Source organism: Streptomyces lancefieldiae (genome assembly GCF_031845825.1).
Lineage (GTDB): Bacteria > Actinomycetota > Actinomycetes > Streptomycetales > Streptomycetaceae > Streptomyces > Streptomyces lancefieldiae.
On the sequence record NZ_JAVRFH010000016.1, the window covers coordinates 42933 to 68145 of the forward strand.

Consider the following 25213-nt stretch of genomic DNA (forward strand, 5'->3'; position numbering starts at 1 on the left):
GCACCCGGCCGCCGGTGCTACGGGCACGGTCGCCGTGTCCTCGCCTCCGCCGGCAGGTCGTCGCGTTCGTCGGCCGTGAACGCGCGGTGGCCGATGATGCGGCACAGTTCCCGTCTCCACAGGCCCGGATCGAGGGCGAGAGCGCTGCCCGGCTCCCCGAACGTCCAGAGGACCACGGTGCCCCCGTCGACGGACGCGTCCAGGAACTTGTACTCCTCCGATGCGCCGAGCACGTACGAGTCCTCGTAGCCCCGCTCGCCGAGCTGGTAGGTGTGTACCGCGTTGTCGGCGGCGACCAGGTAGCGGCCGTCGTCGAGGAAGGTGGCCCGGTAATGGGTGATGACTCCGTCGCCGATGGTGCTCAGCGGGCCGATCACCGTGCGCGGGTGGTCTCCGCGCCGCCGAACCTCGAGTCCCGTGTCGCGGCGCAGGACCGCGAAGTACCGGCCGTCGGAGGAGAATTGCACGGAAAGGACATCGCCCTCGGTGCGCACGCGGCCGGTGACCTCTCCGTTTGTGATGTCGACGATGCGGATGCCCGGCTTTTCCTGCACGAGCACGGACACCTTGTTCCCGTCCGGGTACGGGGCGATGGTCATGACCGCGTCCGGCTCGCCGTCGGGGCGCAGTTCACCGGCATCGAAGCGGGCGGTCTGTCGGCCCGTGCGCGGGTCCCACTGCTGGACGACGGTGCCGGAGACGGTCAGCAGGTGGCCGGTGTGGTCGGAGAAGTAGCGGAACTCGTAGTCCTGGTGGTAATTGCTGAGCGCCCCGCTGACGTCCAGGTCCCGGACCTCTCGGGTGTCGGGGCGGGTCGCCGGGGGCCGGACGGCGGTCACGGTGGTCACCTTCCGCAGCGTCGACGCGTCGCGGACGACCACGACGTTCCGCGCCTCACGGTCGGCGACGAGCGCGCCGTCGCCGTCGAAGACGGGCAGGTCGGTCCTCTCGGGCACCCAGTACGGCTTGGCGCGCGCGGCCTGCGCGAGGACCTGCCCGCTCCTCCCGGGGTCGGCTGGGTGGAGTTCGGTCCGGGATCCGTCCTCATGGACGATGACCGACCGCTTCCCGTCGGGAGTGAGCCGGTGCTGGCCGGCTTTCAGGAGCCGTCTGCCCGGCGTCATGTCCACGAAGGCGATCAGCGAGTCGTTCCGACCCATGTAATAGAGCTTGCCGTGCGACTCGGCGAGGCGGCCGATGGAGTGGAATTGCGTGGAGTCATACCCGAGCAAGGGCGCTCTGGAGATCACCTCCCCCCTGTCCAGGTCCAGGACGCGCAGTTCTTCACCCCATCTGAGCGCGACGCGCCGCCCGGTCTCGTCGACGGCGTCCAGCGTGCACCTGTCCGTGGTGTACGCCTCGTCCCGCTCGCGATAGGAACGGCCGGTCTCGGCGCCGTCGGAGATCCGGTGGCGGCTGATGACGGACTGCTCGTTCTCCTCGCGGCACACGACGGCGGTGCGGCGGTCTCCGGACAGGTAGATGTCCTGCACCCCGTACAGGAGCTGCGTGGCACGGCCGGTGCCCATGTCGACGGACGTCAGGGCCGGAGCGCCCGACGCCGTGTAGACCTTCATCAGCAGCGTCCGCCCGTCCGGGCCGAACGCGAGCGTGCCCATCATGTCCTGGGGCGCGGGCGCGTCACCGGCAAGTGTGCCGCTGTCCAGGTTCCACCACTTCAGATGATTTCGGACGCGTGAGGCGAGGGTGCGACCGTCCGCCGACATCGCGGGAACCACGTCAGGGTCCAGTCTCACGCCGGGCGCTTCGCTCAGTCGGCGCATCGGCCCGAGCAGACCTGCGGCATCCGTGTTCACGTCGAACCACACCGCCTTGCCGTCCGCCTGGACATAGGCGACGCGCTTCCCGTCCGCGGCCACCATGCCGTGCATGACCTGCCCGGTCGCGGGCACCTGGGCGCTGCGCACCCGCCCGGATGCGGCGCCGACATACAGGGTGGCCCGGCCGAGCTGGGAGACGCCGAGTACCACGTCGCCATCCGCACTGGCTCTGAACTCCCTGACGGTGCCCAGCACGCCGGACAGCACCCGGTCGTAGCCCTGGTGGCGCAGGTACTGCTTGAGGAGTTCGTTGCGCGCTTCCTGCGTCGGAGCGGTCTGGTGGGCGGCCAGCGCCTTCAGCACACCGAGGGCCGGTTCGGTGCGCGTGTCGTCCGCCGCGGCAACCGCCAGCGCGCGGGACGCGGCCTCCGCGGCACGTTCCCGGCTCTCCTCCCGAGTGGCGTAGAACGACAACGAGGCGACCACGACCAGCAACACGACGAGACCGATCGCCGAGAGCATTGCTCGTCGCCTGCGGACCCTCGCTCGGCGGTGGGTGTGGGCGGCATCCAGGTAGTGCCGTTCGGCGTCGGAGAGCTCCTCACCGCGTTCGTCCAGCCACTGTTCGGACCGGGCGAGTTGCAGGGGCGTCGGCAGCAGTTGCGGGGCGCGTTCCGCCTGCTCCCAGCGGTCCATGTCCTGTTGCAGTTCGGCACGCCACTCCAGGAAGGCGCGGTCACTGGTGGTCCAGTCGGACAGCTTCTCCCACTCGGCGATCAGGGCCTCGTGGGCGAGTTCCACGGTCTCGGTGCCCTCGGCGTTCCGGCCGGTCACCAACAGCCGTGTCCCGGCCAGCCGTTGCGCGACGCGCCACTCCCCGGCGCCCAGTTCGGTGCGCAGTGCCGTCCGCCGGGTGGGCGCGGGAAGGCCAGCCGGGACCCGGACGAGCCGGGTGAACAGCCGCCTGGCGGTCTCCTCGTCCTCCGGAGGTACGCACACGTCCCAGACCCGGTCGGCGTGCTTGCCCAGGGCGCCGCTGACACGGCCGAGTTCCTCGTACGCGCGGTGGGTCAGCAGGCCGCCCTCCTGCCGCTGCCACAACAGGTCGAGGGTGAGGCCGAGGAGCGGCAGCTCGCCCGGTCCCGGGCCGGTGTCGGCGATGATGCGCTCGGCGAGATGCGGCTCGTAGGACACCACGGGTACGGCGTCGACGGGGGCGGTCACGATCTCGCGCAGGCGTCCAGGGTCCAGCGGGGCGAGCGCGTGCAGGTGTCCGCCGATCTCCGGGCCCAGCCGCGGGTGGGCCAGCACCGGCTCCAGGAAGTCGGCGCGCAGCGTGATCAGTACGCGGACGGTGTCGGGCAGCGTGTCACCCGTGAGCAGGCCGGCGAACTCGTCCACGGCGGGCGGGGCGAGGCCGAGGATCTCCTCGAACTGGTCGACCACGACGAGCAGTCGACTGCCGCGCCGCAGGTGGAGCAGCCGGGCCACCGTGTCCGCCGGGCCGTGGCGGCGGAGCACATCGGCGAGTTCCGCGATCCGGTCGGGCCGCTCGGCCTCGGCCAGGTCGGATTCCAGCAGCGGCAGCAACGCCGCCGCGAAGACAGTGAGCGGGGCGCTGCCGGGCATCGGCCGCAGAACCACCACCTGGGCGCCGTGCGCGCGCAGCCGGGGCGCCACTCCGGCCAGAGCCAGCGACGACTTGCCGGATCCCGACGGCCCCACGACGGTGACGCGGCGCTCGGCGGCCAGCGCCCGCGCCACCTCGTCGCTCTCCGCCTGCCGACCGTGGAAGAGCGCCGCGTCGACCTCCTCGAACGCCGAGAGGCCCCGGAACGGCGACGGAGGCAGCGCGACCGCGCGCAGTTCGGGACAGGCGGCCAGCAGACCGCTCGTGGGGATCACGTAACTGACGGGCGGCTGCCCGGACTCGGCCACCGCCACCATGCCGACCACGCCCGACAGCCGGTCGTCCCACACCGGGCCGCCACTGAAGCCCCGCGAAACCGGATAGCCGTCACCGGCGAGATCGGCCTGCACCCAGCCGTCCGCCTGCCGCCCCCGCAGCACACCCGCATGCCAGACCCCACCGGGACGACCGGCGGGCAGCCCGAACGCCCGCACCGGGTGCTCCCACAGCTCGTCCGCCTCCACCAACTGCACCGGTCCCGCTCCCGGAAGCGGCGCCTCCAACCGAAGCACGGCGACATCGCCCACGACGACATCGTCGCGGCCGGGGAAAGACTCGCGCGCGGCGGGCACCGAGGACCCCCGGTCGGGTGCCCGCGGCGGCACCCAGTCCTCGACACCGGCCGTTGTCACAAGCACGCCGCCGTCGCGCTGCGGGGCGGGCACGAGGGGCAGGTCGACCTGGATCCGGGCGGAAGCGGGAGGTGCTGCGTCCCCCGTCGTGCCCAGGGCCGCATGGACCACGTGCGCGCAGGTCAGGGCGAGCGTGTCGGAGACCAGGAAGGCAACACCGACGGGCTGCCCGCGGCCGTCACGGACACGCAGTACGGCCGCGTCCAGGGACTGCGGGCCCGGGTCTACCGTACGCTCGGGCGGTAACCCGGGCACCGTCATTCCGCCGCGTCCGCTGCTGGTTCACCGGACGACGGATCGCGCCAGGTCAGGGTGACCTTGAAGTTGGCCTGACCGGTGGTCCGGGAGATCACCACGTCTGCCTCAGCCGACAGGGACAGGCCGAACTCCACGCCGATCTCGTCGGGTTGCCGTGCCATGCCACGGAATCCCTCCACGAAGTTCTCCGCGACCGGGCGAATCCCGGCGAGCATGTCCTTCAGCGACCGGGTCGCCCGCGCCACGACCTGCCCGGGACGAGCGACCTGGACCAGCCCGTCCGCGGCTTCGTCGATCTGGACCTTGACGATGCCGGTCGCGTCCGACGGACCGCGTCCGGCCCCCTCGCCACCCGTTCTGTTACCGCCAGCCCCGGACACGGGCAACTCGACCAGGTATGCCATGCTTCCCCCTTCGCGACACCTGCCACGCTGGCCCCGTACCCTAGCGATTTCGACGGCACGTCGGGGCCGAACCGTCTCGAACCATCCCCGCACCGTGCCGATCTGGCAGTACGTCGACGAAGCATCGCGGCGCTGGCCCCGCTCGCGCCCACCTTGGAGGAGGCGATCCCGGGTTGGGCCGCCGCCTGCTGATCGACGGCACACGCGTCCCACAGCGCTGCGCCGGCCTGGCTACGGAGACGGACTCCTACCCTCTGCGCAGCAGCAGGTCCCAAGCCGCGTCATAGGGTACGGAACCGCAGCGGGGGCCAGGAATACGACGGGACCACGAGCGACCGAAGCGACCGAGTGTCCCTGTCGGCCCAGACCCTGCTGCGGTTCTCCACGACCCGTGACCCCGCGCAGCCGGCGGCCTTCATCAACCTCCGCGTCCTCGACCCCCACACGCCCGCCGGCAACGCGGCATCGAGGCCGCCCGTCATCCACAACCGGATGCACCGCGCCCTGAAGATGCCCGTCACCTACCGGGTGTCCAGGCAGCGTCCGGCTGCGGCAAGGGCGAGGGCCTCCTCGACGAGGACCCGCACCTGGGGGTCTAGCCCGTACTGCGCACCTCGGCTGGAGCCTGCTACCTGAGGAAGCGCCCCCACCAACCACGGCATCGTCTCCGGGCGGCCACGGGCAGGGTGGCCGACGAGTAGAACGGCTGAGTTGACATTCCCGCCCTCAGGTCTTCCGCGAAAGCCATGCCGCTTGAGAATGCCGTGGGGCAACGTTCTCAAACGACATGGCACGCCAGCCGGTCACCAGCCATCCACTCGCCGGATGAACTGCGACAGGACAGCGAGGCGCCGGCAGCGCGGACGCCGCCCTGGCGATGGTCTTCAAGCTCGTCGAGTCCGCGCGGGCCCGCTGGCGGGCGGTGCACGCTCCCCGTCTCGTCGCTCTTGCCCGCGCCGGAGCCCGCTTCGTGGGCGGTCACCTTGACGAATGCGCCGAGCCCCTCGCGGAGTGATCGAAGCCGCGAGGATCGGAGCGTCCGTCAGGCATGGGACTACTGCACGCGGGGCTGCGGGGTGTGCGCGCGCAGGGCTTCCGTGAACCACGTGAACACCGGTGCCAGGCTGGGCGGGACGGGCCATCCGTTGATGACGGCCAGCAGGTGCCAGTAGCGTTCCGCGCGGGGGTCGCCGGCGATCTCCAGGCGTGTCAGCAGCCAGTGGCGCAAGTCGGCGTCGTCGGCGCGGCTGAAGGTTTGCGCGTAACGGGCGGTAAGGGCGTCGATGATGGGTGCGGCCTCGGCCGAGGCCGGAGCGATGCCGGCATCGAGCGCGTGGCCGACGCTGTCGCGGACGGTCTCGGTGAGGTCGTGGTGCAAGCCGGTGACGTCGCCTTGGGCACGCTCGGCTGCCTGGTACTCCGCCATGCGGCGGACGGCGGCGCGGAAGTCGGGGTCCTGAGTGAGTTCGGCGAGTTCCACCCAGGCGTCGACCTGATGGGGTTCGGGGTCATCCGGCAGCTCGGGCATGGCCGAGCGCATCATGTCGACGAAGTCGGCGTTGGCGTCGAACCCGCCGAAGGTGTCGTCGATGAAGTCGGTGATGAGGCGTCGGCGTTCGTTGTCGGAGAGCTTGGCAAGCTTGTGCATGAGATCCATTTCGTCGGGGGTGGAGCCCCGTTTGGCCACCGCTCGCAGCACCGCGCGCCGGAGTCTGAGGGTGCGGATCTGCACCTCCAGGGCGTCGGCGTGCGCGGCCGCGACCTCGGGCACGGAGACCTCCCGGTCCAGCACCTGCCGGATGACAGCAAGGTCGAGCCCCAGGTCACGCAGGGTGCGTACCAGATCCAGACGCGCCAGTGCGCCGATGCCATAGAGACGGTAGCCAGCCGGGCTGCGGTCCGTCGGCGGCACGATTCCGGTGTCGGAGTAGAACCGAATGGTCTTGACCGTCAGGCCGGTCCGCCGGGCCAGGGCCCCGATCGTGAAGAGCGTGTCGCCGTCCATGCCTGCACCTTCGTGCCTCCCCCTACGGGAGACTCAAGCCCAGTCTCCCCGCTGGCGCTTCCGCCCCACTGGGGGCGCCGATCCACAGGTCTCGGCAATTACTCGAGCGGTGCCCCGACGCGGTACAACAGGTCGTACCAGTACCCGATTGGGCCCGCTCCAGTGCACGCCGCTGCCGGCGGCGTCCGGCACAGTGAGCTCGACGAATCCCATCGATTACGCAGCACGTAGCACCAGGGCCAGACCGGTCCGGATGAGTGGGAGATCACCGACTGGCGCACTGGGGAACCCTTGCCCGTGGGAACGGCGGTCTCCACGCCCACGACGCCGCCGGGCGGCGTCTCGACCAAATCCCTCCATCTCTTGCGAGGGCGGTCGATGCGCCGGTACCGTCCGGTTACCAGTTGGGGGGCACGTCGGATCCGAAGCCACCACCGGCCGGGCGCTTCTCGAAGTGGAGATGAGGGCCGTTGGCGTTCCCGGTGGAGCCGACTTCGCCGACCTTCTGGCCGGCCTTGACGGACCCCCCGGTCACGGTCCGCTCGGAGAGGTGGCAGTAGTAGTAGTCGAATCCGCCGGAACGCAGCACGAGGAAGTCACCGAAACTCTTGTCGTGTCCGATGCGGACTGTGCCGCCGAGTACGGCGACGCACGGCTTGCCCTGCGGAGCGGCGTAGTCCGCGCCGGTGTGGTACCCTAGACTCCAACGAGAACGAGGTCCCTTCATGCGATGGGGCGTAGTGACACCGTGTCCGGGGACGGGAGATGCGACGTTTCTGCCGACAGGCGCGGTCGTGGTAGCGGGAACGTGCAGCCTGTCCCAAGAGGTCTTGCCGGGAATGCCGTCGGCGTCGGCACCTTCGAACTTGAGCTTGCGCTGCCATGCGGCGAACGACTGTTGATCGACATCGGTCCACTCGGGACCAGGACCTGTCCGGTACTTCCCGCATCCTTCCGCCACCAGGCGCCTGCCCATGGCGGTGATCACGGGGCTCTTCTGTCCCTTGTGAAAGAATGCCCTTCCGGGGAAAGGCGCCTGCGTCGCCATAACCTAGCCTCCTTTCAGTAAGGGGCCGGATCAAGATGCGGATTCGCCTGTTGTACGCGCGCGATGTCGCCGTACCGGCGCCAGATGTAGTTGATGGACGCCGCGACGTTGGCCACCGGATCGTAGATTCGGTCGGACGTGCCCACCTGGTGGTTCTCAGCGAACGTATCGGGGATCAACTGGGCGTAGCCGCGTGAGCAGTTGAGCCTGGCGCCGTCCGCCTGCACCGGGCCTGTCGCGTTTATGTCGTCCTCGTTTACAGCGTTCGATTTGAAGGACGACTCGCGAAACATGAGAGTGAGCAGGTTCGCTCCGTTGCCGACCCCCGTAACCCAACTCCTCGGCGCACCGGTCCTGTCGCATGCCTCCTCGGCGAACGCCCGAGCCGTATCATCATCGACGGCCACTCCCGAGTTCATCGAGAAGCGCACGGAATTTCTGGGGATGGCCCCGGGATGTCGGCAGTCCACAGTGAATCCGGATCTGGCGCCAAGCTTGGACAGTGAGGAGCAGCCAGGAAACCCGTCGGCAGCCGATCCGGTGAATCCCAGCATGCGCTGCCACGCCGCGTAGGCCGATCTCGTCTCCTCGCCGAAGACCCCGGTGGCACCCGCGGGGATACTCACCCCTGCTGCGATCAACGCCAATTGGGTGGCCTTGACGTCATCGTTGCGTTTACCGAACCGTACGTTGGAAAGGGAAACCATGATACCTCCCTCGACCGCTGGAGGTGAGGGTGTACTGGTTGGCTCGGCAGCGCATCCGCACGAAAGCTGTACTTCCACCATGCGCCTCACGGAAACCGCTCGCAACCGGTAGGCGACGGGGAACGCGGAAGCAGGCCATTTCACTACGATCGCGGAATGTTTGAGTACCACGGGTCGATCGCGGTCAGGGATACCGCAGCAGATGACGACGATGAGCCTCGGCTGCAGCAGATCGTCGATGAGCTTCGCTTACACATCGCCCAGCCGGACAGCCCCTACCTGCTGGACCTCGGATGGATTCACGGCGAGCCGTTCGTCCACCTCGGCGGTATTTCCCCATCACCGCTCGTCACCTGCCATCGTCGAACTGGAGGATCTGTGCGACGAAGGGCGCGGCGCCGTCGGACAGCTGGGCACTGTTGCCGACGGTGACCCCGCCCGTCGGGCCGGAAGCGCGGTGGCAGCACGGCGAGGCTCTCCTCGCTCACGCCGGTGCGTGGGCAGCCGTCACCGCCGTACCGGAGGTCGGCGGTGTTCTCGGCGGCCGGACCGACGCAGATGTAGGGATCGGGGAGGCCGCCTTGCTCTCGCGGATCGCTCCAGGGGCCCCGCCCCTGGGCCAGAGCGTCGAACGGTGCGCTGGCCGGCCTTCTTACTGACTTCGGCTCTTCAGGGTGAAGCTGGGTCGTCCGGGCCGGGCCGGTTCCGGCTATGAAGCCGTCGAGGGTGTGCGGCCGGCGCTGAAGGCGTTTGAGCCGGTTGCGTACGAGGGCTCGCCCCGCCCGCTCGCTCGCCCCCTCAGGCACACAGGTCTCACCCCTGGGGCGCCTCCCCGAAGTCGGGGATGCGCAACCGGGTGCCGCCCTGCCGCGCGGACTCGTGCGCCACAATGCCCGGCAGCGTGTAGCGAGCGGCCACCCACGCATTCACCGGCGGCAGCGTCCGGGTGAGCACCGCGGTCACGAAGTCGTCCACCAGGAAGTGGTGGCTGCCCTCATGGCCGTTGTGAAGCTGGTCGAACTCCCTGGGCAGTCGGGCCCGGTCGTGCACCGGTGCCGACCCCGAAGTGAAGGCGGCCCGCAGCTCCGGCGCTATGTGTTCCAAGGACTGGTCGTCCGGGGACAGCGTCGGCTTGGGCTCGAGGAGTCCGCTGATGTCCACGACACCGTTCTTGTCCTGCCACAGCGCAACGGTCGCCAGCTGCTCCATGCTGGCCTCCGTACCGAAGAAGCGGAAGCGTGATTCGCGGATGTGCGAGGGGTAGCCGACTCGCCGGAACTCGTTCGTCCTGAACGATCCGCCGCCGGCCACCTCGAACAGGGCGGTCGCGTTGGACACGTCGTTGTCGAAGTCGCTGACCGCCCGGTCGAAGACCCCGTCGCCGCGCTCGTCACGCACGCCGATGGCCGAGACGCTGACCGCGTACGTCTGCCAGGCGCCGAGGACGCCGCCGACCGAGTGCGTCGGGTACAGCAGCGGCGGATAGCTGGCCGTGGCCTTCCACTTCTCGCCGCCGCTGTACTGGTACGCCTCGTAGAACCCCAGGTCCATGTCGTGGACGTAGTCGCCCTCGGCGTAGAAGAGCCGCCCGAAGGCGCCCCTGGCGATCTGGTTGCGGGCGTGCACCGTCGCCGGGTTGTACTGGCTGGTCTCGCCCATCATGTACGTCAGTCCGGTGACCTTGACCGCCTCGATGATCGCGGTGATCTCCTCCACCGTGATCGCCATGGGCACCGCCGAGTACACGTGCTTGCCCGCCTGAAGCCCCTGGAGCACCAGCGGGCCATGGGTCCAGCGCTGCGTGAAGATCGCGACGGCGTCGACCGCCTTCGACTCCAGCATCGCCTTGTACGACGGGAAGGTACCGGCGAGTTGCTGGGTCGCCGCCAGGTGTTCGGCCCGCTCGGCCAGGAGGTCGGTGACGTAGACGTCACCGACACCGGGGTGGGCCTGGAAGAGCGTGGCGAACTGGCCGGCGAACTGGCCGGCTCCGACGATACCGAGGGAGAATGTCATGGAACGGCGCCTTTCACTGGCCGAGGAGGAAGTTGATCTGCTTGTTCGTCTTCGTCAGGTCGGACACCGGAGCGCCATTGGTGTAGATGTCCTGCATGGTGGGGCGCATCAGTGCCAGCACGTCCGCCGCGTAGTTCGTGATCGGGAAAGAGAACGTGGTGAAGTGCTGCCTGTCGGTGACCGGTCGGGTGAAGGCCGTGACGTCGATGCCCTTCTTCGCGTAGGCGCCGACGGCGGTTCGGGTGCCGGCCCGCGTGGCCGGGAGGACGATCCCGTACCGGCCGACTGTCTCCTGACAGGCATCGGAGGCGAGGTACTTGACCCATGCGCGGGCGCCTTCCTTGTTGCGGGCGTCCTTGGTGATCGAGTCGGCGAGCCCGTTCATCATGGTCGCCCGGCGCCCGGTGGGCCCGGTGGGTGTGAAGGCGGTACCGACCTCGACGTCTTTGAGACCGGCGTACGTCGAGAGCATCCACGCCCCGTCGAACGCGAGCGCGGCCCGTCCCGACGCGATCTGGGCATTGGGCGGATTGGCGCTGTCCCCGTAGTCGGTGAAGGGTGCCAGATATCCCTTCTCCGCCAGGCCGAAGTACCACTTGATCACTGACTGGAAGGTCTTGCTGTCGTATTGGTACTCGGTTCCCCAGCGCTCGCGGTCGGTGTAAGTCCAGCCGATCGAGGCGGTGAAGGGACTCCAGGTCGTCTGGCCGTCGGCGTCGCCCGCCCCACCGGTGGCGAGGCCGTACGTCACGACGTGGCGCTTGTCGAAGCCCGGTTCGTCGCCACGACGTCCCTTGCTGTCGACCGTCAGACGGGCGACCGCCTTCTCGAAGCTGCCGCCGTCCCTCGGGTTCCAGGACAGGCTGTTCAGGTCCGCCGCGGACAGGCCGGCCTGCTCCGTCCTCTTCTTGTCGTAGAACAGCGCGACGGTGTCCCAGTCCTTGGGTGTGCCGTAGCGACGGCCGTCCTGGCCCGTCCAGTTGGCGGCGAGACCGCTCTGGTACGCGGAGTCGTCCAGGCCCAGGCCGTCGAGCGGTTCCAGGACGTCCAGGTCCGCCAGCTGGCCGAACTTCTGGATGTGGTCGGTGAACACGTCCGGCTGCGTGCCGGCGATGAAACCGGCGGTCAGCTTGGTCCAGTAGTCGTTCCAGCCCATCTGGGAGATCCTCACCCGCAGCCCGGGGTGCTGCTTCTCGAAGCCCTTGGCGCACGCCTGGTACGCGGGAAGCTGGTTGGGGTCCCACAGCCAGTACGTCACGGTGTCCGACGAACCTCCCGCGCCGGCGCCCTGCGCGCAGCCGGTCACCAAGGTCAGCGCCAGGCCCAGCGTCCCGGCGCACGCGCCGCGCCACAACGCTCTCGTACGAAATCGCATGCGACGTCCTCTACTTGATCCCGGTGAAGCCGATGGAGCCGACGATGCGGCGTGCGAACAGGCCGAACAGCACGAGCATCGGAAGTGCGGCGATGAGCGTCGCCGCCATCAGACCGGACCAGTCGGTGCCGGTCTGCGGCGTCTGCGCGCGGAAGACGGCGAGCGCCACGGACAGCAGGCGTGAGCTGTCGCTGTAGGACACCAACAGCGGCCAGAAGTAGTCGTTCCACGACGTGATGTACGTCAGGATGCCCAACGTCAGGACCGGCGTGGACGCCATGGGCAGCAGCACCCGGAAGAAGATCCGCACCTTGCCCGCGCCGTCGAGCAGCGCCGCCTCCTCGACCTCGCGGGGCACGTTCATGAAGAACTGCCGCAGGAAGAACACCGCGAAGGGCGTCATGAACATCGTCGGCAGCGCGATCCCCAACAAGCTGTCCACCAGACCGAGTTCCTTGATGAGTACGAAGTTCGGCAGCAGCGTGAAGAGGGCGGGGACCATCAGCCCCGCGAGGAACAGCCCGAACACCGCGTCCCTCCCCTTCCACCTCAACCGTGAGAAGGCGTATGCGGCCATCGCGGAGAAGAACACCTGGCACACCGTGATCAAGGACGAGACGATCAACGAGTTCAGCAGATAGCGCCAGAAGGCGAGCCCGCCGCCCGAACCGCCCTGGGCGATGGCCTCTTCCGTGGACTGCAGGCCCAGCGCCCGCTCGAACCCGCCGAGGGTGAAGTCCACGGGCAGCGGATCGGCGGGGTGGGCCGCGAGCCCGGAGTTCGTGGACAGTGCGGTGCGCAGGATCCAGTAGAAGGGCAGCAGCGTGATGAGGGCGATGACGCCCATCACGGCCCACGCCACGACGCGTCCCGGCGACAGCCTGCGCCCCGGTGCCGTCCTGGCCGGCGCCGCCGTTGCGGTTGATGTCATTTCAGCCATGTCTCGTCGCTCCCGTCAGCCGAGGTCGGTCCGGCCGGCCCGGGTGATCCTGTACTGGACGAAGGTGATCAGGCTCAGCACGACCAGCAGGGCCACCGACATCGCGGACGCGTAGCCGAACTGGAAGCGGCCGAACGCGGAGCCGTAGATGTAGAACTGCAGGACGTTCGTCGCGTTGGCCGGTCCCCCCGCGGTCGTCACCGCGACCGTGTCGAAGACCTGGAACGAGCCGATCACCGTGATGATCAGGACCACCGCGAGAACCGGCCGCAGCAAAGGCATGGTGATGCGCCAGAACATGCGCCACTCCCCCGCGCCGTCGATCCGACCCGCTTCGTACATGTCGTCGGGGATGGCCTGCAGCCCGGCGAACAGGAGCAGCGCGGTGTAGCCCGCGTGCCGCCACACGTTGATGAGTGCGATGGTGGGGATCGACCACGTCTTGTCGTTCAGGAACGGGATGTGGTCGAAGCCCAGTGCGCCGATGACCTGGTTGCCGATGCCGAGCTGGGTGTCGAGGATCCAGAGCCAGACGATGCCGGCGACCACGTTCGACATCAGGTAGGGCGTCAGCACGATGCCGCGCAGCGTCGCCGACCGGGTCAGCCGCTGCAGCAGCACGGCGATCGTCAGCGCGGCCACCGTCTGCACGGCGATGTTGATCACCACGTACTCGACGGTGACCTTCAGCGAGTCCCAGAAGAGCGGGTCGTGGACCATCCGGTCGTAGTTGTCGAGCCCCACCCACTGGGGCGGGGTCAGCAGGTTGAAACGGGTGAAGCTCAGATAGACGCCGCGCACCGTCGGCCAGAGCAGGAACACCAGGAACCCGAGCAGGGCGGGGGCGATGAACAGCGCCGCGAGCCGTCCGTCACCGCCGCGCTCGCCGCCCGAAGGCGGGCGCAGCGGAGGGCTGTGGGGAGCGGTGGGCATCGGGACGACTCCTCTTCGCTGGATGTCGGGACTTACTTTTGCTGCCAAACAATCCCGTCGTCAAGAGGTTGACCAACACCTTCCGAAGCCGGGAACTCGCTCCGTAGAATGACCTCGTTGCTTTTCCCACGGAACAAAAGGAGGAGGCCGCGATGGGCTTGGGCCCGGACGGTTGGCTGCCACTGAGCCCTGGCGAGCGGTCGGTGGCCATCGAGGTGCTTCTGCACGGCCCGCTCTCACGCACCGAGGTGGCCCGCCGCCTGGACCTGTCCCAGGGCAGTCTGACCCGTCTCACGAAGCCACTCATCGAGTCGGGCCTCCTGGTGGAGACGCCGGACTCGAGAGCCACGTCTCAGGTACGTCAGGGGCGGCCGTCACAGCCCCTCGACGTCGTGACCGACTCGCTGTCGTTCGTGGGCTTCAAGATCACGCAGGACATGGTGTACGGCGTCGCCACGACCCTGCGCAGCGAGGTGGTCATGCGTCTGGACCGTCCGCTCACCACACACGAACCCACCGAAGTCGCGGACCTGCTCGCGGCGATGACGGACGAACTGGCCCGCGAGCACCCCGCCGTCGCCGGGCTGGGCATCGGCGTGGGGGGCTCGGTCAGGGACCGCGCCGTCGTCACGGAGTCCGGCTTCCTGTCCTGGCGCGATGTACCGCTGGCGGATCTCGTCCGGGACCGTACCGGCCTGCCGGTCGTCGTCGACAACGACGTCGCCGCCCTCGTCGAGGCCGAGAACTGGTTCGGGGCGGGCCGTGGCCTGGAACGCTTCGCGGTCCTCACCATCGGCGCGGGCATCGGCTACGGCCTCGTCCTCGGCGGGAAGCACGTGCCCAGCCACGGCGAGGACCGCGAGTTCGGCCGGCACTGGGTCATCAACCCCACGGGGCCGCTCACCCCGGACGGCGAACGGGGCAGCGCCGTGTCCCTCCTCACCATCCCGAGCATCCGCTACCAGGTCCGGGCCGCCCTCGGACGCGACCTGTCCTACGAAGAGATCCTCTCCCGCGCGGTGGACAACGACCCCATGCCCGCGCGGGTCGTCGACGAGGCGGCCCGCGCGCTCGGCACACTGCTCGCCCAGATCGCCAACTTCGCGATGCCGCAACGCATTCTGCTCGCCGGGGAAGGCGTCGGCCTGATGGACGTGGCGGGCCCGATCGTGCACGAGACCCTGCGCCGCGGTCGGCACCCCCTGGCCGCTCCCGTCGATGTCGTCACCCGGGTCTCCGACTTCCACGACTGGGCCCGCGGCGCCGCCGTGCTGGCCATCCAGGTCCTCGTGCTCGGGATGAAGGAGACCGCATGAGCTCTCCCGCAGGTCGTCGGGACCGCTGAATGCGGCAGACTCCTCGGATGCGCGTGGACTCCGCTCGGATCGCCGCCGCGTTCGGCCTGGGCCGCCCATTGGGGCCGTGGCGCTCGTTGTCCGGCGGTGGCCACCCGTCGGACAGTCATGTGCTGACCACCTCCCGAGGGCGGTGGACGGTTCGGGCGGGCCGGCTCACCGACTGGCATCACCAACAGGCACGGCGGGTGCACCGATCGGAAAGCGCGGCCTGGAACGCCGACATCCGGATGCCGCGGCCAGTCGTTCCGCCCGCCCCGTCCGTCGGCTACGGGCACACGCCGGGCGGGGACGTCTCGGTGCGGGTGAGCGCGTGGCTGGCAGCGGCAGGACGCGCAGCGCACCGTTCGCGCCGCGCCAGACGGAGACCACCTTCGCGATCCGGTATGCGCGGGCGGTAACCATGGCGGCGACAGCCGCGTACTCCGCGCAGAACCCGGTTCCCGACCCGGTGTCGATGCACACCCCCGAATACGGACGGCTGGTGTCCGACAAGCGTCGAGGCCACGTCGCCGATGAGCCGGTCGCCCACACGGTACGGCTTCGGCACGGCCGCGGCGGTCGTGATCAGCGCGTCATCGGCAGGGGCGCTCACGCGGGCGCGGGTCCCGTCGTGCCGCGTTGCACGAAGTGGGCGCTCGGAGACCAGCGTTCGACCATGGGGCGGTCGTCGAGGCAGTCCAAGGCGGCTTCCGCGACCTGTACTCCGAAGTGGTGCACGTCGACGGTCATGGTGGTCAGCGGCGGGGATGCCAGTCGGCACAGCGTCGAGTCGTCCCAGGCGATCAGTGACAGGTCGGCCGGGATCTCCAGGCCCAGGTACTTGGCCGCGGCGAGACCGGCGCCCGCCATCACGTCGTTGTCGTAGAGGATCGCCGTGGGCCGGGAGGACCGCTTGAGCAGTTCGGCGGTGAGCTGTTCACCGGACTCGGCCGTGTAGTCGCCCTCGACGACCACCGCCTCGATCCCCGCCTCCCGGCATGCCTCCCGCTGAGCTGCCGTACGAGCCTGGGTGTGCAGGAGGTTCGGCGGTCCGGCGACGCGGGCGACGACTCGGTGTCCGAGTTCGGCGAGCCGGGCCACGGCGTCGCGGACCGGGCCGCCGTCGTCGGTGCGCACGGACGGCAACTCGGGGTCGTACGGCCAGGTGCCGACGAGGACCGCCGGCAGGCCGAGGTCCTGAAGGACGGCCGGCCGGTCGTCGCCCTCGGTGAGGTTGACGACGGCCACCGCGTCGACCAGCCCTGCCTCGGCCCACCGGCGATAGGCGGCGATCTCCTCCTCGTACGTCGCCACCACGTGGAGCAGCACCGACATGTCGCGCGTCACCAGGCGTTCTTCCATCCCGGCGATGAACTCCATGAAGAAGGGCTCCACGCCGAGCAGACGGGTCGAGCGCGCCAGGACGAGGCCCAGGGCGCCCGGCTGGGTGCGGTCGCGGTGGGCAGGAGTCATCCGATCTCCGGTGTGGTGTGGCAGAGGCTGTTCACGGAACGCAGCACGGGCGGTGCAGTCAGGACAGCCGGGTCGAGGGTGTGGCGGGTGCGGACGTGGAAGGAGTGGGTTTCGCCCGGCAGCAGGGTGACCAGCATGTCGTCGACGAGCGCGTCGGGGGCGACGTGGTCGGCAAGCACCGAGACGTCGCGGGCGAAGGAGGTGGCGTGGACGTCGACGCGGTATCCGCCCGGCTCAGCGTGCGCCTGTGCGGTGAGGGCGTCGGGCCGGTAGTCCAGTTCTCGGTCCTCGCAGAAGGTGTGGACGGCGCGCACGCGCTCCGACGACGCCACCAGTACCTCCTGCCTGACCTCGTCCGGTGCGAGCAGTGCGTCGTCCGGTGCGACGAGCACGACCGAGCGGGGCTCCGCCCGGAGGTCGACTTTAGCACCGGCCAGGACGACGCCCCCGAGCGTCCGGCGCTCCAGTACGAGGCGCCCGTTCCAGGTTTCGTCGGTGTCGTTGACGGCGACGACGACGAGCCTGCCCTCCCGCGGCTGGAAGGTGAGCATGCGTGGTGCGTATGCCTGGCGCAGCGCGTACCACAGTGGCTTGGGGCGCTCGTCGCTGTCGATGGCGGCCCAGGAGGTGACCGGCCAGCAGTCATTGAGCTGCCACACCAGGGTCCCGGCCGTGCGGGGCCACCAGGAGCGGAAGTGTTCGACGCCGAAGGCGACGGCGCGCGCCTGGTTGAGCTGGGTCGCCCAGTGCCAGTCCGTGAACGTACGCGGGGCGGGCAGGTGCGGAGCCATGCCGCGGTCGAGTTTGCCGTTGCCGTCCTCGGCCTTCTGGTGCAGCAGGAACGCGGGCGAGGTCGGGCTGAGCGGCTCGTCGTGGATCCAGCGGGTGAGCGTGGACCAGGTGGGCGGGCCCTGGAAGCCGAACTCCGAGCAGAAGCGCGGGACGTGGTCGCGGTAGGTGGTGTAGTCGAGCCGGTTCCACACCTCCCATTCGTGGCGCGTGCCGTGGTGCTGGTCGTTGGGGTGGATGCCACCGACCGGGGCGCCCGGGGAGTAGGGGCTGCCGTCGGCGTACGGCGTCGTCGGGTCGAGTTCGGCGACGATCCGTGGCAGCAGGTCGGTGTAGTAGCCAAGTCCCCAAGTGCGGCCGGCCAGTTGTTCGGGCCAGCCCCAGTCGGCGTAGCCCCAGAGGTTCTCGTTGCCGCCGTTCCACAGCGCCAGGCTCGGGTGTCCCGCCAGGCGGGCGACGTTCTCGCGGGCCTCGGCCTCGACCTCGCCGCGCAGCGGCTCCTCCTCGGGGTAGGCGGCGCAGGCGAAGGGGAAGTCCTGCCAGACGAGCATGCCGCGTTCGTCGCACACGTCGTAGAAGTCGTCGGTCTCGTAGATGCCGCCGCCCCACACGCGGAGCATGTTCATGTGGGCGGCGTGTGCCTGGTCGACGCGGCGTTCGAGGCGTTCGCGGGTGACCCGGGTCAGGAAGTGGTCCTCGGGGATCCAGTTGGCCCCCTTGGCGAAGATCCGGGTGCCGTTGACGACGAAGGTGAACGGGGTGCCGGTCGCGTCGGGTGCGGTGTCCACGGTGATGTTCCGGAAGCCCACCCGCCGGTCGACGGCGTCGAGGGGACCGCCGACGGGGTCCGCGTCCTGACCGTGCGTGGACAGGGTGACGTGCAGGTCGTACAGGGGCTGGTCGCCGTATCCTGCGGGCCACCACAGCCGGGCGTCCGGCACGGTGAGGCGGAGGACGGCGCTGGTCTCGCCGCCGGTGAGCACGGCGCGTGCCTGGTGTCCGCCGACTTCGGCCGTGAGCAGGAGGTCCGGACCGCCGGTCGCGGAGCGTTCGACGTCAGCGTGCAGGTCGACCACGCCGGTGCCGTCGTCCTCGACACGGACGAGGGGACGGACCCGGTCGAGCCGTGCCGTGTGCCAGCGTTCCAGGCGGACGGGCTTCCAGATGCCGGCGGTCTGCAGGTCGGGGCCCCAGTCCCAGCCGAAGCTGCACGCCATCTTGCGCACCATGTTGAACGGGTGGGGGTAGACGTGCTCGCGGCGGCCGAGCGCCGCCTCCGCCTGCTCGGCGTACTGCAGGGCGGAGGAGAAGTCCACGGTGAGTTCGTTGGCGCCGTCGGCGAGCCGGTGGCTGACGTCGAAGCGGTAACGCCGGTGCATGTTGGCGGTGGTGCCGACCGGCTGCCCGTTGAGTGCGACGGCCGCGACGGTGTCAAGGCCGTCGAAGACGAGGTCCACGCGCTCCTCGGGCCGCGCGGCCGCGGCTTCGAAGGGGAGGCGGTACCGCCAGTCGGTGCGGTGCATCCACGCCAGTTCCTCCTCGACCCGGTCGAGGTAGGGGTCGCGTATGAGACCCGCAGCCATCAGGTCGAGGTGCACGCTGCCGGGTACCTGGGCCCGGACCGTGCCTCCGCGGACGGAGTCCGGCACCGGACCGCGCGTCGCGCTCAGCAGCCAGCCCTCGTGCAGGGTCGTACGCGCCATGTTCACTCCCGTCGGATCGAAGCCTACGGCCGGGACATCCGTCGTCGCGGGACTCTGGTGTCTTCCAGACGGGGCCGTTAGGCTCCGAGCATTGTTACGTCGCTGAATTAACTAAGTCAACGACACATGAACATCCCACTCCGAGGAAGCGCCACTGTGTCAGCTGATTCCCTCACCACCGCGCCTGTACTGGTCCAACTGCGCGCCGCGGGCGCCGCGTTGGTTCTGGACCTGTCGGGAGACACCCTCCCACGCGTCCTCCACTGGGGGGCCGACCTGGGAGACCTGTCCCCCTCCCACCTGCGCGCCTTGCGGCTGGCGTCGCTGCGGCAGCCGGTCGGCTTCTCCGTCGACCACCCCGTCGAGGTCTCGGTGCTGCCCGAGCACTCGGCGGGCTGGCTGGGGACCCCGGGCCTGACGGGCCACCGCGCCGGCGCGGACTTCTCGACCGCCTTCCGCGTCACTGGCAGCGAACTCGCCGTCGACGAGCAGGACGACGGTAACCGTCCCGGCACCCTCGTCGTGCAAGCCCAGGACGCTTCGGCGGCCCTCGCGCTGACGCTGACGATCGAGCTGACACGGGAAGGTCTGGTGCGCCAGCGCGCCCGTGTCACCAACCTCGCGGACAGCGTGTTCGCCGTGGACTCGGTCCACCTGGCCCTGCCCGTCCCGGCCGTCGCCGTGGAGCTGCTCGACTTCACCGGGCACCACCTGCGCGAACGCAGCCCGCAGCGCACTGCCTTCACGCAGGGCCTGCGGGTGCGCGAGAACCGTACGGGCCGCACCGGTTTCGACTCCGCCTACCTGCTCACGGCCGGCACCGAGGGGTTCGGCAACCGCTCCGGCGAGGTGTGGTCCGTGCACACGGCGTGGTCCGGCAACCACCGCACCTTCGCAGAACGCACCTTCCACTCCGTCTCCCTGCTCGGCTCCGGCGAACTGCTGCTGTCCGGCGAGGTGCTGCTCGGCCGGGACGAGGGCTACACCACGCCCTGGCAGTACGCGGCGTACGGGCGCGGTCTCGACGAGGTGTCCGCCCGCTTCCACCGCCATCTGCGGGCCCGCCCGCACCATCCGTCCTCACCCCGGCCCGTGGTCGTCAACACCTGGGAAGCGGTCTACTTCGACCAGGACCTGGACCGGCTCAAGCGCCTCGCCGACACGGCGGCCGCGGTGGGCGCGGAGCGCTTCGTCCTGGACGACGGCTGGTTCGGCGCGCGGCGCGACGACCGCCGGGCGCTCGGCGACTGGTACGTGTCCGACGAGGTCTGGCCCAAGGGGCTGAGCCCCTTGGCGGACCACGTCACCACGCTCGGCATGGAGTTCGGGCTCTGGGTGGAACCGGAGATGATCAACGAGGACTCCGACCTCGCCCGCGCCCACCCTGACTGGATCATGGCCACCGGCGGCCGTCTGCCCGGCGCCGCCCGCAACCAACAGGTCCTGGACCTGGCCAGGCCCGAGGCGTACGCGTACATCCTGGAGCGCCTGGACGACCTGCTGACCGCCTACCCGATCGCGTATCTGAAGTGGGACCACAACCGCGACCTCGTCGAGGCCGGGCACCAGCCGGTCGGGCGGGCCGGTGTGCACGACCAGACCCTGGCCGTCTACCGGCTCCTCGACGACCTGCGGTCCCGGCACCCGGGAGTCGAGATCGAGTCCTGCTCGTCGGGCGGCGGCCGGGTGGACCTCGGCATTCTGCAGCGCACGGACCGCGTGTGGGTGTCGGACTGCATCGACGCCCTGGAGCGGCAGCAGATCCAGCGGTGGACCAACGCCCTGGTCCCACTGGAGCTGATGGGCACCCATGTCGGCTCGCCCGTGTCCCACACCACCGGCCGCAGCCACCCGCTCGACTTCCGGGCCGGCACCGCCCTGTTCGGCCACTTCGGCATCGAATGGGACCTGACCACCGCCGCGCCCGAGGACCTGGAACGCCTGGCGCAGTGGGTGGCCCTGTACAAGGAACTGCGGCCGCTTCTGCACTCGGGGACGGCGGTGCACGCCGACCACGCCGATCCGGCCCTCCAGGTGCACGGGGTGGTCGCCGCGGACGCATCCGAGGCCCTCTACGCACTGGTCGCCCTCGGCACGTCCGAGCTCTACCCCGCGGGCCCGGTGCGGCTGCCCGGCCTCGACCCGCACGCCGTCTACCGGGTCCGCCCACAGGCGCCCGGCGACGTACCGGAAGGCAACGCGCACCACTGGGGCCTGCACCTGCCCTGGTGGTCCGCGGAAGGCGTCGAGCTGCCCGGCGCCGTCCTGGAGCGGGCCGGGCTGCAGGCCCCGGCCCTGCACCCGGAGCGGCTGGTGCTGGTGAGGGCGACACGCGTGTAGCCCTCATGACGTACAAGTGGGGCCCACCGGCCAGGAGCCGGTGGGCCCCACCCTTCGCGTCGCCCCGCCTTACGAGCCGGGGTGCAGCCGCACCACGCAGGCCGTGGGCGCCTGCGCTCGGCTCAGTCGGCGTCGGTGGGGCCGAGGATCGCGACGCAGGCGCCGTGGCGGCGCTCAACGACCTCCCGGTGGCAGGTCCCGTTGTGCTCGACCTGCCAGGCCAGTGACCAGGAGCCGTCCCGTGCGACCGGTGCTCCGGTCGGCAGGTTTCGCCGGTGGACCAGAGCCGCGTGAGGTTCAGCGCGAACCGGTTGCGCGGGGTGTGGGGGTGGGCCTCGGGATCCGTCGCCGCCGGCCCGGCACGCCGCAACGGGGTGCGCTGCCCACGGCTTTCGGCGCACCGGTCGCTGACGCCGTGCACGAGGCCGAAGTCGTCCACTCCCAACCCGGCGTCGGTGAGGAAGGCGCCGGTTCAGGCCGAGGCGACGGCCTGAACCGTGAGCCGCTCACCCGTGGCCTCTGTATAGGTCCTCACGCGCACCGCCGCACCCTCCGCCGTGGCGCGGAAGACGCTGGTGGCAGACAGCCCACTCACCGGGCCGTGCGGGGACAGGCGCAGTACCGCGCCGCTGTCGGCGGCCGTGCTGCGGGTGTGTCCCGTGGAGCGCAGGCGGGCGCCGACGGCCGTGTCGGCGTGCCGGTGGCTGCCGGGGAAACGCCCCACGCCGAGGACCTGTACCCCGGCCAAAGGGGCGGCATCCGTGGCCGGGCGATGACCGGGGCAGCGACAGGCGCGTCCACGGGACGCAACGAGAACAGCCGGACAGGCCGTTCGCCGCCGATGCCGAGCGTCAGTGTGACGCCACCGCCCGCCCAGGCCAGGTGGGCGCTCGAGCTCTCCGAGCCTCACACCACCGCGGCGGCATCGGCAGCCGCTTCGGCATCGACGTCCACCCAGCGCCCCGCGTCATGGTCGTAGGTGAGGTGGTCGCGCCCGGACGACGCCTCCGGTTCGGGCTCCGCCGAGCGCAGCCGGCCGCGCAGTTCGGGGTTCGGGGCGGCGGCGGCAAGGGTCTGGGTGTAGGGATGCCGGGGGTCGAGGATGACGTCGTCGGCCGGTCCCCGCTCCACGATCCGGCCCCGGTTCATGACCAGGATGCTGTCGGAGAAGTGCCGGGCCGTGGCCAGGTCGTGGGTGATGTAGAGGACCGCGAGGTCGTCCTCGTGCTGGAGCCTGGCCAGGAGGTTGAGGACGCCGAGACGGCTGGAGACGTCCAGCATGGAGACCGGTTCGTCCGCGACGATCACCTGGGCGCCGGGGGCGAGGGCACGCGCGATGGCGACGCGCTGGCGCTGGCCGCCCGACAGCTCGTGCGGACGCCGGTCCATCAGGTCGACGGGCAGGTTCACCCGCTCCAGAAGCTGCGCCGACCGCTCACGGACCTGTTCGCGTCCCTTCGCCCGGCCGTGCAGCACCAACGGACGGGCCAAGTGGTGCTCGACGCTGTGGAACGGGTTGAGGGAGGCGAACGGGTCCTGGAAGACCATCTGCACATGGTCGCGGTAGTGACGGTCGTCCACGGTCGCCCCGTCCGGGCCGACGGCGGCGATGGAGCCGGACGTGGGCCTCTCGAGGCGGGCGATCATGCGTGCGACGGTGGACTTGCCCGAGCCGGAGGCCCCGACCAGCGCGACGGTGCGGCCGGGCACCAGGGAGAAGCCGACCCTGTGGACGGCCCGCAGCCGGGTGCGGCGCAGGCCGGACCGGAGGGTGAACTCCTTGACGAGTTCGCGTACTTTCAGCGTGGTCATCGCACACTCCCGTCGGTACGAACGTGGTTGCCGTCTGCGGTGCGGGGGCCGACAGGTGCCGCGTCCGGCACGGTCTCGGGTGCGGCGGGCGCGCCGTCACGCAGGAAGGCTCCGCGTTCTCCCGTGAGGCTCGGGAAGGAGTCCAGCAGCCGGCGGGTGTAGGGGTGCTGCGGCTGCTGGTGGATCGTCTCTGCGGACCCGTACTCGACGATCTCGCCGCGCAGCATCACGGCGATGCGGTCGCTCAGTTCGAGCAGCAGGGGCAAGTCGTGCGTGATGAAGATGACGGCGAAGCCGAGTTCGTCGCGCAGCCGGAGGATCTCTCGCAGGATGCCGCGCTGCACCAGGACATCGAGGGCGGTGGTCGGCTCGTCCATGATCATGACCTGGGGGTCGAGCAGCAGCGCCATGGCGATCATGACGCGCTGCCGCATACCTCCGGAGAGCTCGTGCGGATACGAGTCCATCCGGCGGGCCTCGACACCGACGAGTTCCAGGACCTCCGCGCAGCGCGCCCTGCGATCCTGCTTGGACATGCCGGGGCGGTGCGTGGTGAGCACGTCCTCCAGCTGTGCTCGTACGGACGTGACGGGGTTGAGGGCGTTCATCGCGCCCTGGAACACCATGGACAGCTTCGACCAGCGGAAGCGGCGCAGTTGCTCGGCGCGCAGGGCGAGCAGGTCGAGGTCCTGTCCGTCGCGGTCGTGGAAGATGACCGATCCGGCGGTGACTTCGGCGGGCCATTCGTGGAGCCGGTTGATGGCGTAGGCGAGGGTGCTCTTGCCGCAGCCGGACTCCCCGGCCAGGCCGAGGATCTCGCCCCGGCGCAGGGTGAGGGAGACGTCCTTGACGGCGTGCACGGGTGACGCGCTCTGGTACACGACGTTCAGGTCACGCACCGTCAGTAGCGCTGCCGGAGCGGGTCCTTGGGTGGCCGATGCGGTGTGCGACGACAGGTTGGGGGTCATACGGCGGTGCTCCTGACGGCGTCGTTCCGGCTGGTGACGGACGCGGCCCGGCCCGCGCGCCGGCGACCGGGGCGGCGCAGCCGCGGGTTGATGATCTCGTCGAGGCTGAGGTTGACGAGGGCGAGTCCGCATCCGAAGGCGGCGATGATCGCGCCCGGCGGTACGAACCACCACCACGCCTCGCGCTGGAGGGCGAAGCCGTTCTGTGCGAAGTACAGCATGGTGCCGAGCGTGGAGGAGTTGGATGCGCCGAGGCCCAGGAAGGACAGACCCGCCTCACTGAGGACGGCGGCGATCACCGAGAAGACGAACTGCGAGGCCAGCACCGGCAGCAGATTGGGCAGGATCTCCACACAGATCACCCGCCAGGGCTTCTCCCCTGCGACGCGTGCCGCCGACACGTAGTCACGGTTGCGCAGTGAGAGGGTCTGGGCACGCAGCACGCGCGCCGCGGCGGCCCAGCCGGTGACCGTGAGCACGAGCGCGATGGTCCACGAGCCACGCTGGTCCGCGGGGACGAATCCGGAGATGACGATGACCAGCGGCAGGCCGGGGATGACCAGCACGACGTTGGAGAACAAGGAGAACGCCTCGTCGACGATCCCGCCGACGTAGCCGCCGATCACCCCGAACACCGCGGACAGGGCGGTCGCCATGACGCCGACGAGGAGGCCGATCTGCAGGGATCCCCGGGTGGCGTGGGTCAGTTGGTCGAGCACGTCCTGGCCGGTCTGGGTGGTGCCGAGCCAGTGGTCACCGCTCGGCCCGGTCAGGCCGATGTTGCGGATGGTGTCGGGGTTGCCGGCGAAGACCGGCCCGATCAGCCCGAACAGTGCGATGACGACCACCAGGCCGAGGCCGACGGCCAGTTTCGGTGTCCAGGTCGGCAGGACGGCGCGTCGACCGGTACGCCGGGCGGGTGCGGGCACGGCGCCGGGTCCGGCACCCGGCGGCAGGTCCTCCAGCCCGCTGGAGGGGGGAATGACACTCGTCATGGATGGT

18 protein-coding genes and 3 pseudogenes are annotated in these 25213 nt (G+C 70.1%); 4 read left to right on the top strand and 17 right to left on the bottom strand.

Features of this window, described 5'->3' with window-relative positions; genetic code table 11:
• Nucleotides 1–17: 17 nt before the first annotated feature.
• Together RM812_RS18165 and RM812_RS18170 are read right to left on the bottom strand one after the other, a co-directional pair.
• Nucleotides 18–4358, bottom strand: a complete 4341-nt coding sequence (locus tag RM812_RS18165; RefSeq protein WP_311573618.1) for an nSTAND1 domain-containing NTPase — start codon at nt 4356–4358, stop codon at nt 18–20.
• 2 nt (nt 4359–4360) lie between these two features.
• Complete coding sequence (locus RM812_RS18170) at nt 4361–4765, bottom strand: CU044_2847 family protein (RefSeq protein WP_311573620.1); 405 nt, start codon at nt 4763–4765, stop codon at nt 4361–4363.
• 844 nt (nt 4766–5609) lie between these two features.
• Between RM812_RS18170 and RM812_RS18175 the strand changes: the two are divergent.
• Nucleotides 5610–5780, top strand: a pseudogene (locus RM812_RS18175) (IS256 family transposase); the annotation flags it as partial.
• Nucleotides 5781–5819: 39 nt separating this feature from the next.
• Here RM812_RS18175 and RM812_RS18180 read toward each other — a convergent pair.
• From RM812_RS18180 to RM812_RS18195, 4 genes and pseudogenes are all read right to left on the bottom strand, one after another.
• Nucleotides 5820–6770: a MerR family transcriptional regulator gene (locus RM812_RS18180; RefSeq protein WP_311573621.1), complete on the bottom strand. Its 951-nt coding sequence runs from the start codon at nt 6768–6770 to the stop codon at nt 5820–5822.
• Between the two features lie 397 nt (nt 6771–7167).
• A complete protein-coding gene (locus RM812_RS18185; protein ID WP_311573751.1) occupies nt 7168–7497 on the bottom strand; it encodes a M23 family metallopeptidase in 330 nt (109 codons plus the stop codon).
• Nucleotides 7498–7572: 75 nt separating this feature from the next.
• Nucleotides 7573–7803: pseudogene (locus RM812_RS18190) on the bottom strand (peptidoglycan-binding protein); the annotation flags it as partial.
• A gap of 29 nt (nt 7804–7832) precedes the next feature.
• A complete protein-coding gene (locus tag RM812_RS18195; protein ID WP_311573622.1) occupies nt 7833–8525 on the bottom strand; it encodes a transglycosylase SLT domain-containing protein in 693 nt (230 codons plus the stop codon).
• Between the two features lie 156 nt (nt 8526–8681).
• Here RM812_RS18195 and RM812_RS18200 point away from each other — a divergent pair, with 156 nt between their 5' ends.
• Nucleotides 8682–8957 (top strand): Imm7 family immunity protein, encoded by a 276-nt coding sequence (locus tag RM812_RS18200; RefSeq protein WP_311573624.1) that lies wholly within the window; start codon nt 8682–8684, stop codon nt 8955–8957.
• Nucleotides 8958–9223: 266 nt separating this feature from the next.
• Here RM812_RS18200 and RM812_RS43350 read toward each other — a convergent pair.
• The 5 genes and pseudogenes from RM812_RS43350 to RM812_RS18220 form a co-directional block, all read right to left on the bottom strand.
• A pseudogene (locus RM812_RS43350) lies at nt 9224–9295 on the bottom strand (transposase); the annotation flags it as partial.
• 43 nt (nt 9296–9338) lie between these two features.
• A complete protein-coding gene (locus RM812_RS18205) occupies nt 9339–10541 on the bottom strand; it encodes a Gfo/Idh/MocA family protein (protein WP_311573625.1) in 1203 nt (400 codons plus the stop codon).
• 13 nt (nt 10542–10554) lie between these two features.
• Nucleotides 10555–11916, bottom strand: coding sequence for an ABC transporter substrate-binding protein (locus tag RM812_RS18210; RefSeq protein ID WP_311573626.1), 1362 nt, complete (start codon nt 11914–11916; stop codon nt 10555–10557).
• 10 nt (nt 11917–11926) lie between these two features.
• Nucleotides 11927–12856, bottom strand: a complete 930-nt coding sequence (locus RM812_RS18215) for a carbohydrate ABC transporter permease (RefSeq protein ID WP_394816472.1) — start codon at nt 12854–12856, stop codon at nt 11927–11929.
• 15 nt (nt 12857–12871) lie between these two features.
• On the bottom strand, nt 12872–13789 hold the full coding sequence (locus tag RM812_RS18220; RefSeq protein ID WP_311573630.1) for a carbohydrate ABC transporter permease: 918 nt from the start codon (nt 13787–13789) through the stop codon (nt 12872–12874).
• A gap of 152 nt (nt 13790–13941) precedes the next feature.
• On the opposite strand from RM812_RS18220, the gene RM812_RS18225 reads away from it, so the two are divergent.
• Nucleotides 13942–15105: an ROK family transcriptional regulator gene (locus RM812_RS18225; protein ID WP_311573632.1), complete on the top strand. Its 1164-nt coding sequence runs from the start codon at nt 13942–13944 to the stop codon at nt 15103–15105.
• Between the two features lie 630 nt (nt 15106–15735).
• Here the strand turns inward: RM812_RS18225 and RM812_RS18230 are convergent.
• A complete protein-coding gene (locus RM812_RS18230) occupies nt 15736–16599 on the bottom strand; it encodes a LacI family DNA-binding transcriptional regulator (RefSeq protein WP_311573633.1) in 864 nt (287 codons plus the stop codon).
• Nucleotides 16596–19091 carry a glycoside hydrolase family 2 protein gene (locus RM812_RS18235; RefSeq protein WP_311573635.1) on the bottom strand — a complete coding sequence of 832 codons (2496 nt, stop codon included), beginning with the start codon at nt 19089–19091 and terminating at the stop codon, nt 16596–16598. Before RM812_RS18235 ends, RM812_RS18230 begins: the two co-directional genes overlap by 4 nt.
• Nucleotides 19092–19247: 156 nt before the next feature.
• Between RM812_RS18235 and RM812_RS18240 the strand changes: the two genes are divergently transcribed.
• Nucleotides 19248–21431, top strand: coding sequence for an alpha-galactosidase (locus RM812_RS18240; protein WP_311573637.1), 2184 nt, complete (start codon nt 19248–19250; stop codon nt 21429–21431).
• A 472-nt stretch (nt 21432–21903) separates the two neighbouring features.
• Here RM812_RS18240 and RM812_RS18245 read toward each other — a convergent pair whose 3' ends face one another.
• From RM812_RS18245 to RM812_RS18260, 4 genes are all read right to left on the bottom strand, one after another.
• Nucleotides 21904–22179: a hypothetical protein gene (locus RM812_RS18245; protein WP_311573639.1), complete on the bottom strand. Its 276-nt coding sequence runs from the start codon at nt 22177–22179 to the stop codon at nt 21904–21906.
• Between the two features lie 158 nt (nt 22180–22337).
• Nucleotides 22338–23243 carry an ABC transporter ATP-binding protein gene (locus tag RM812_RS18250; protein WP_311573641.1) on the bottom strand — a complete coding sequence of 302 codons (906 nt, stop codon included), beginning with the start codon at nt 23241–23243 and terminating at the stop codon, nt 22338–22340.
• Complete coding sequence (locus tag RM812_RS18255) at nt 23240–24211, bottom strand: ABC transporter ATP-binding protein (RefSeq protein WP_311573643.1); 972 nt, start codon at nt 24209–24211, stop codon at nt 23240–23242. Before RM812_RS18255 ends, RM812_RS18250 begins: the two co-directional genes overlap by 4 nt.
• Nucleotides 24208–25206: an ABC transporter permease gene (locus RM812_RS18260; protein ID WP_311573645.1), complete on the bottom strand. Its 999-nt coding sequence runs from the start codon at nt 25204–25206 to the stop codon at nt 24208–24210. The genes RM812_RS18255 and RM812_RS18260 overlap by 4 nt, the downstream gene beginning before the upstream one ends.
• Nucleotides 25207–25213: the final 7 nt, after the last annotated feature.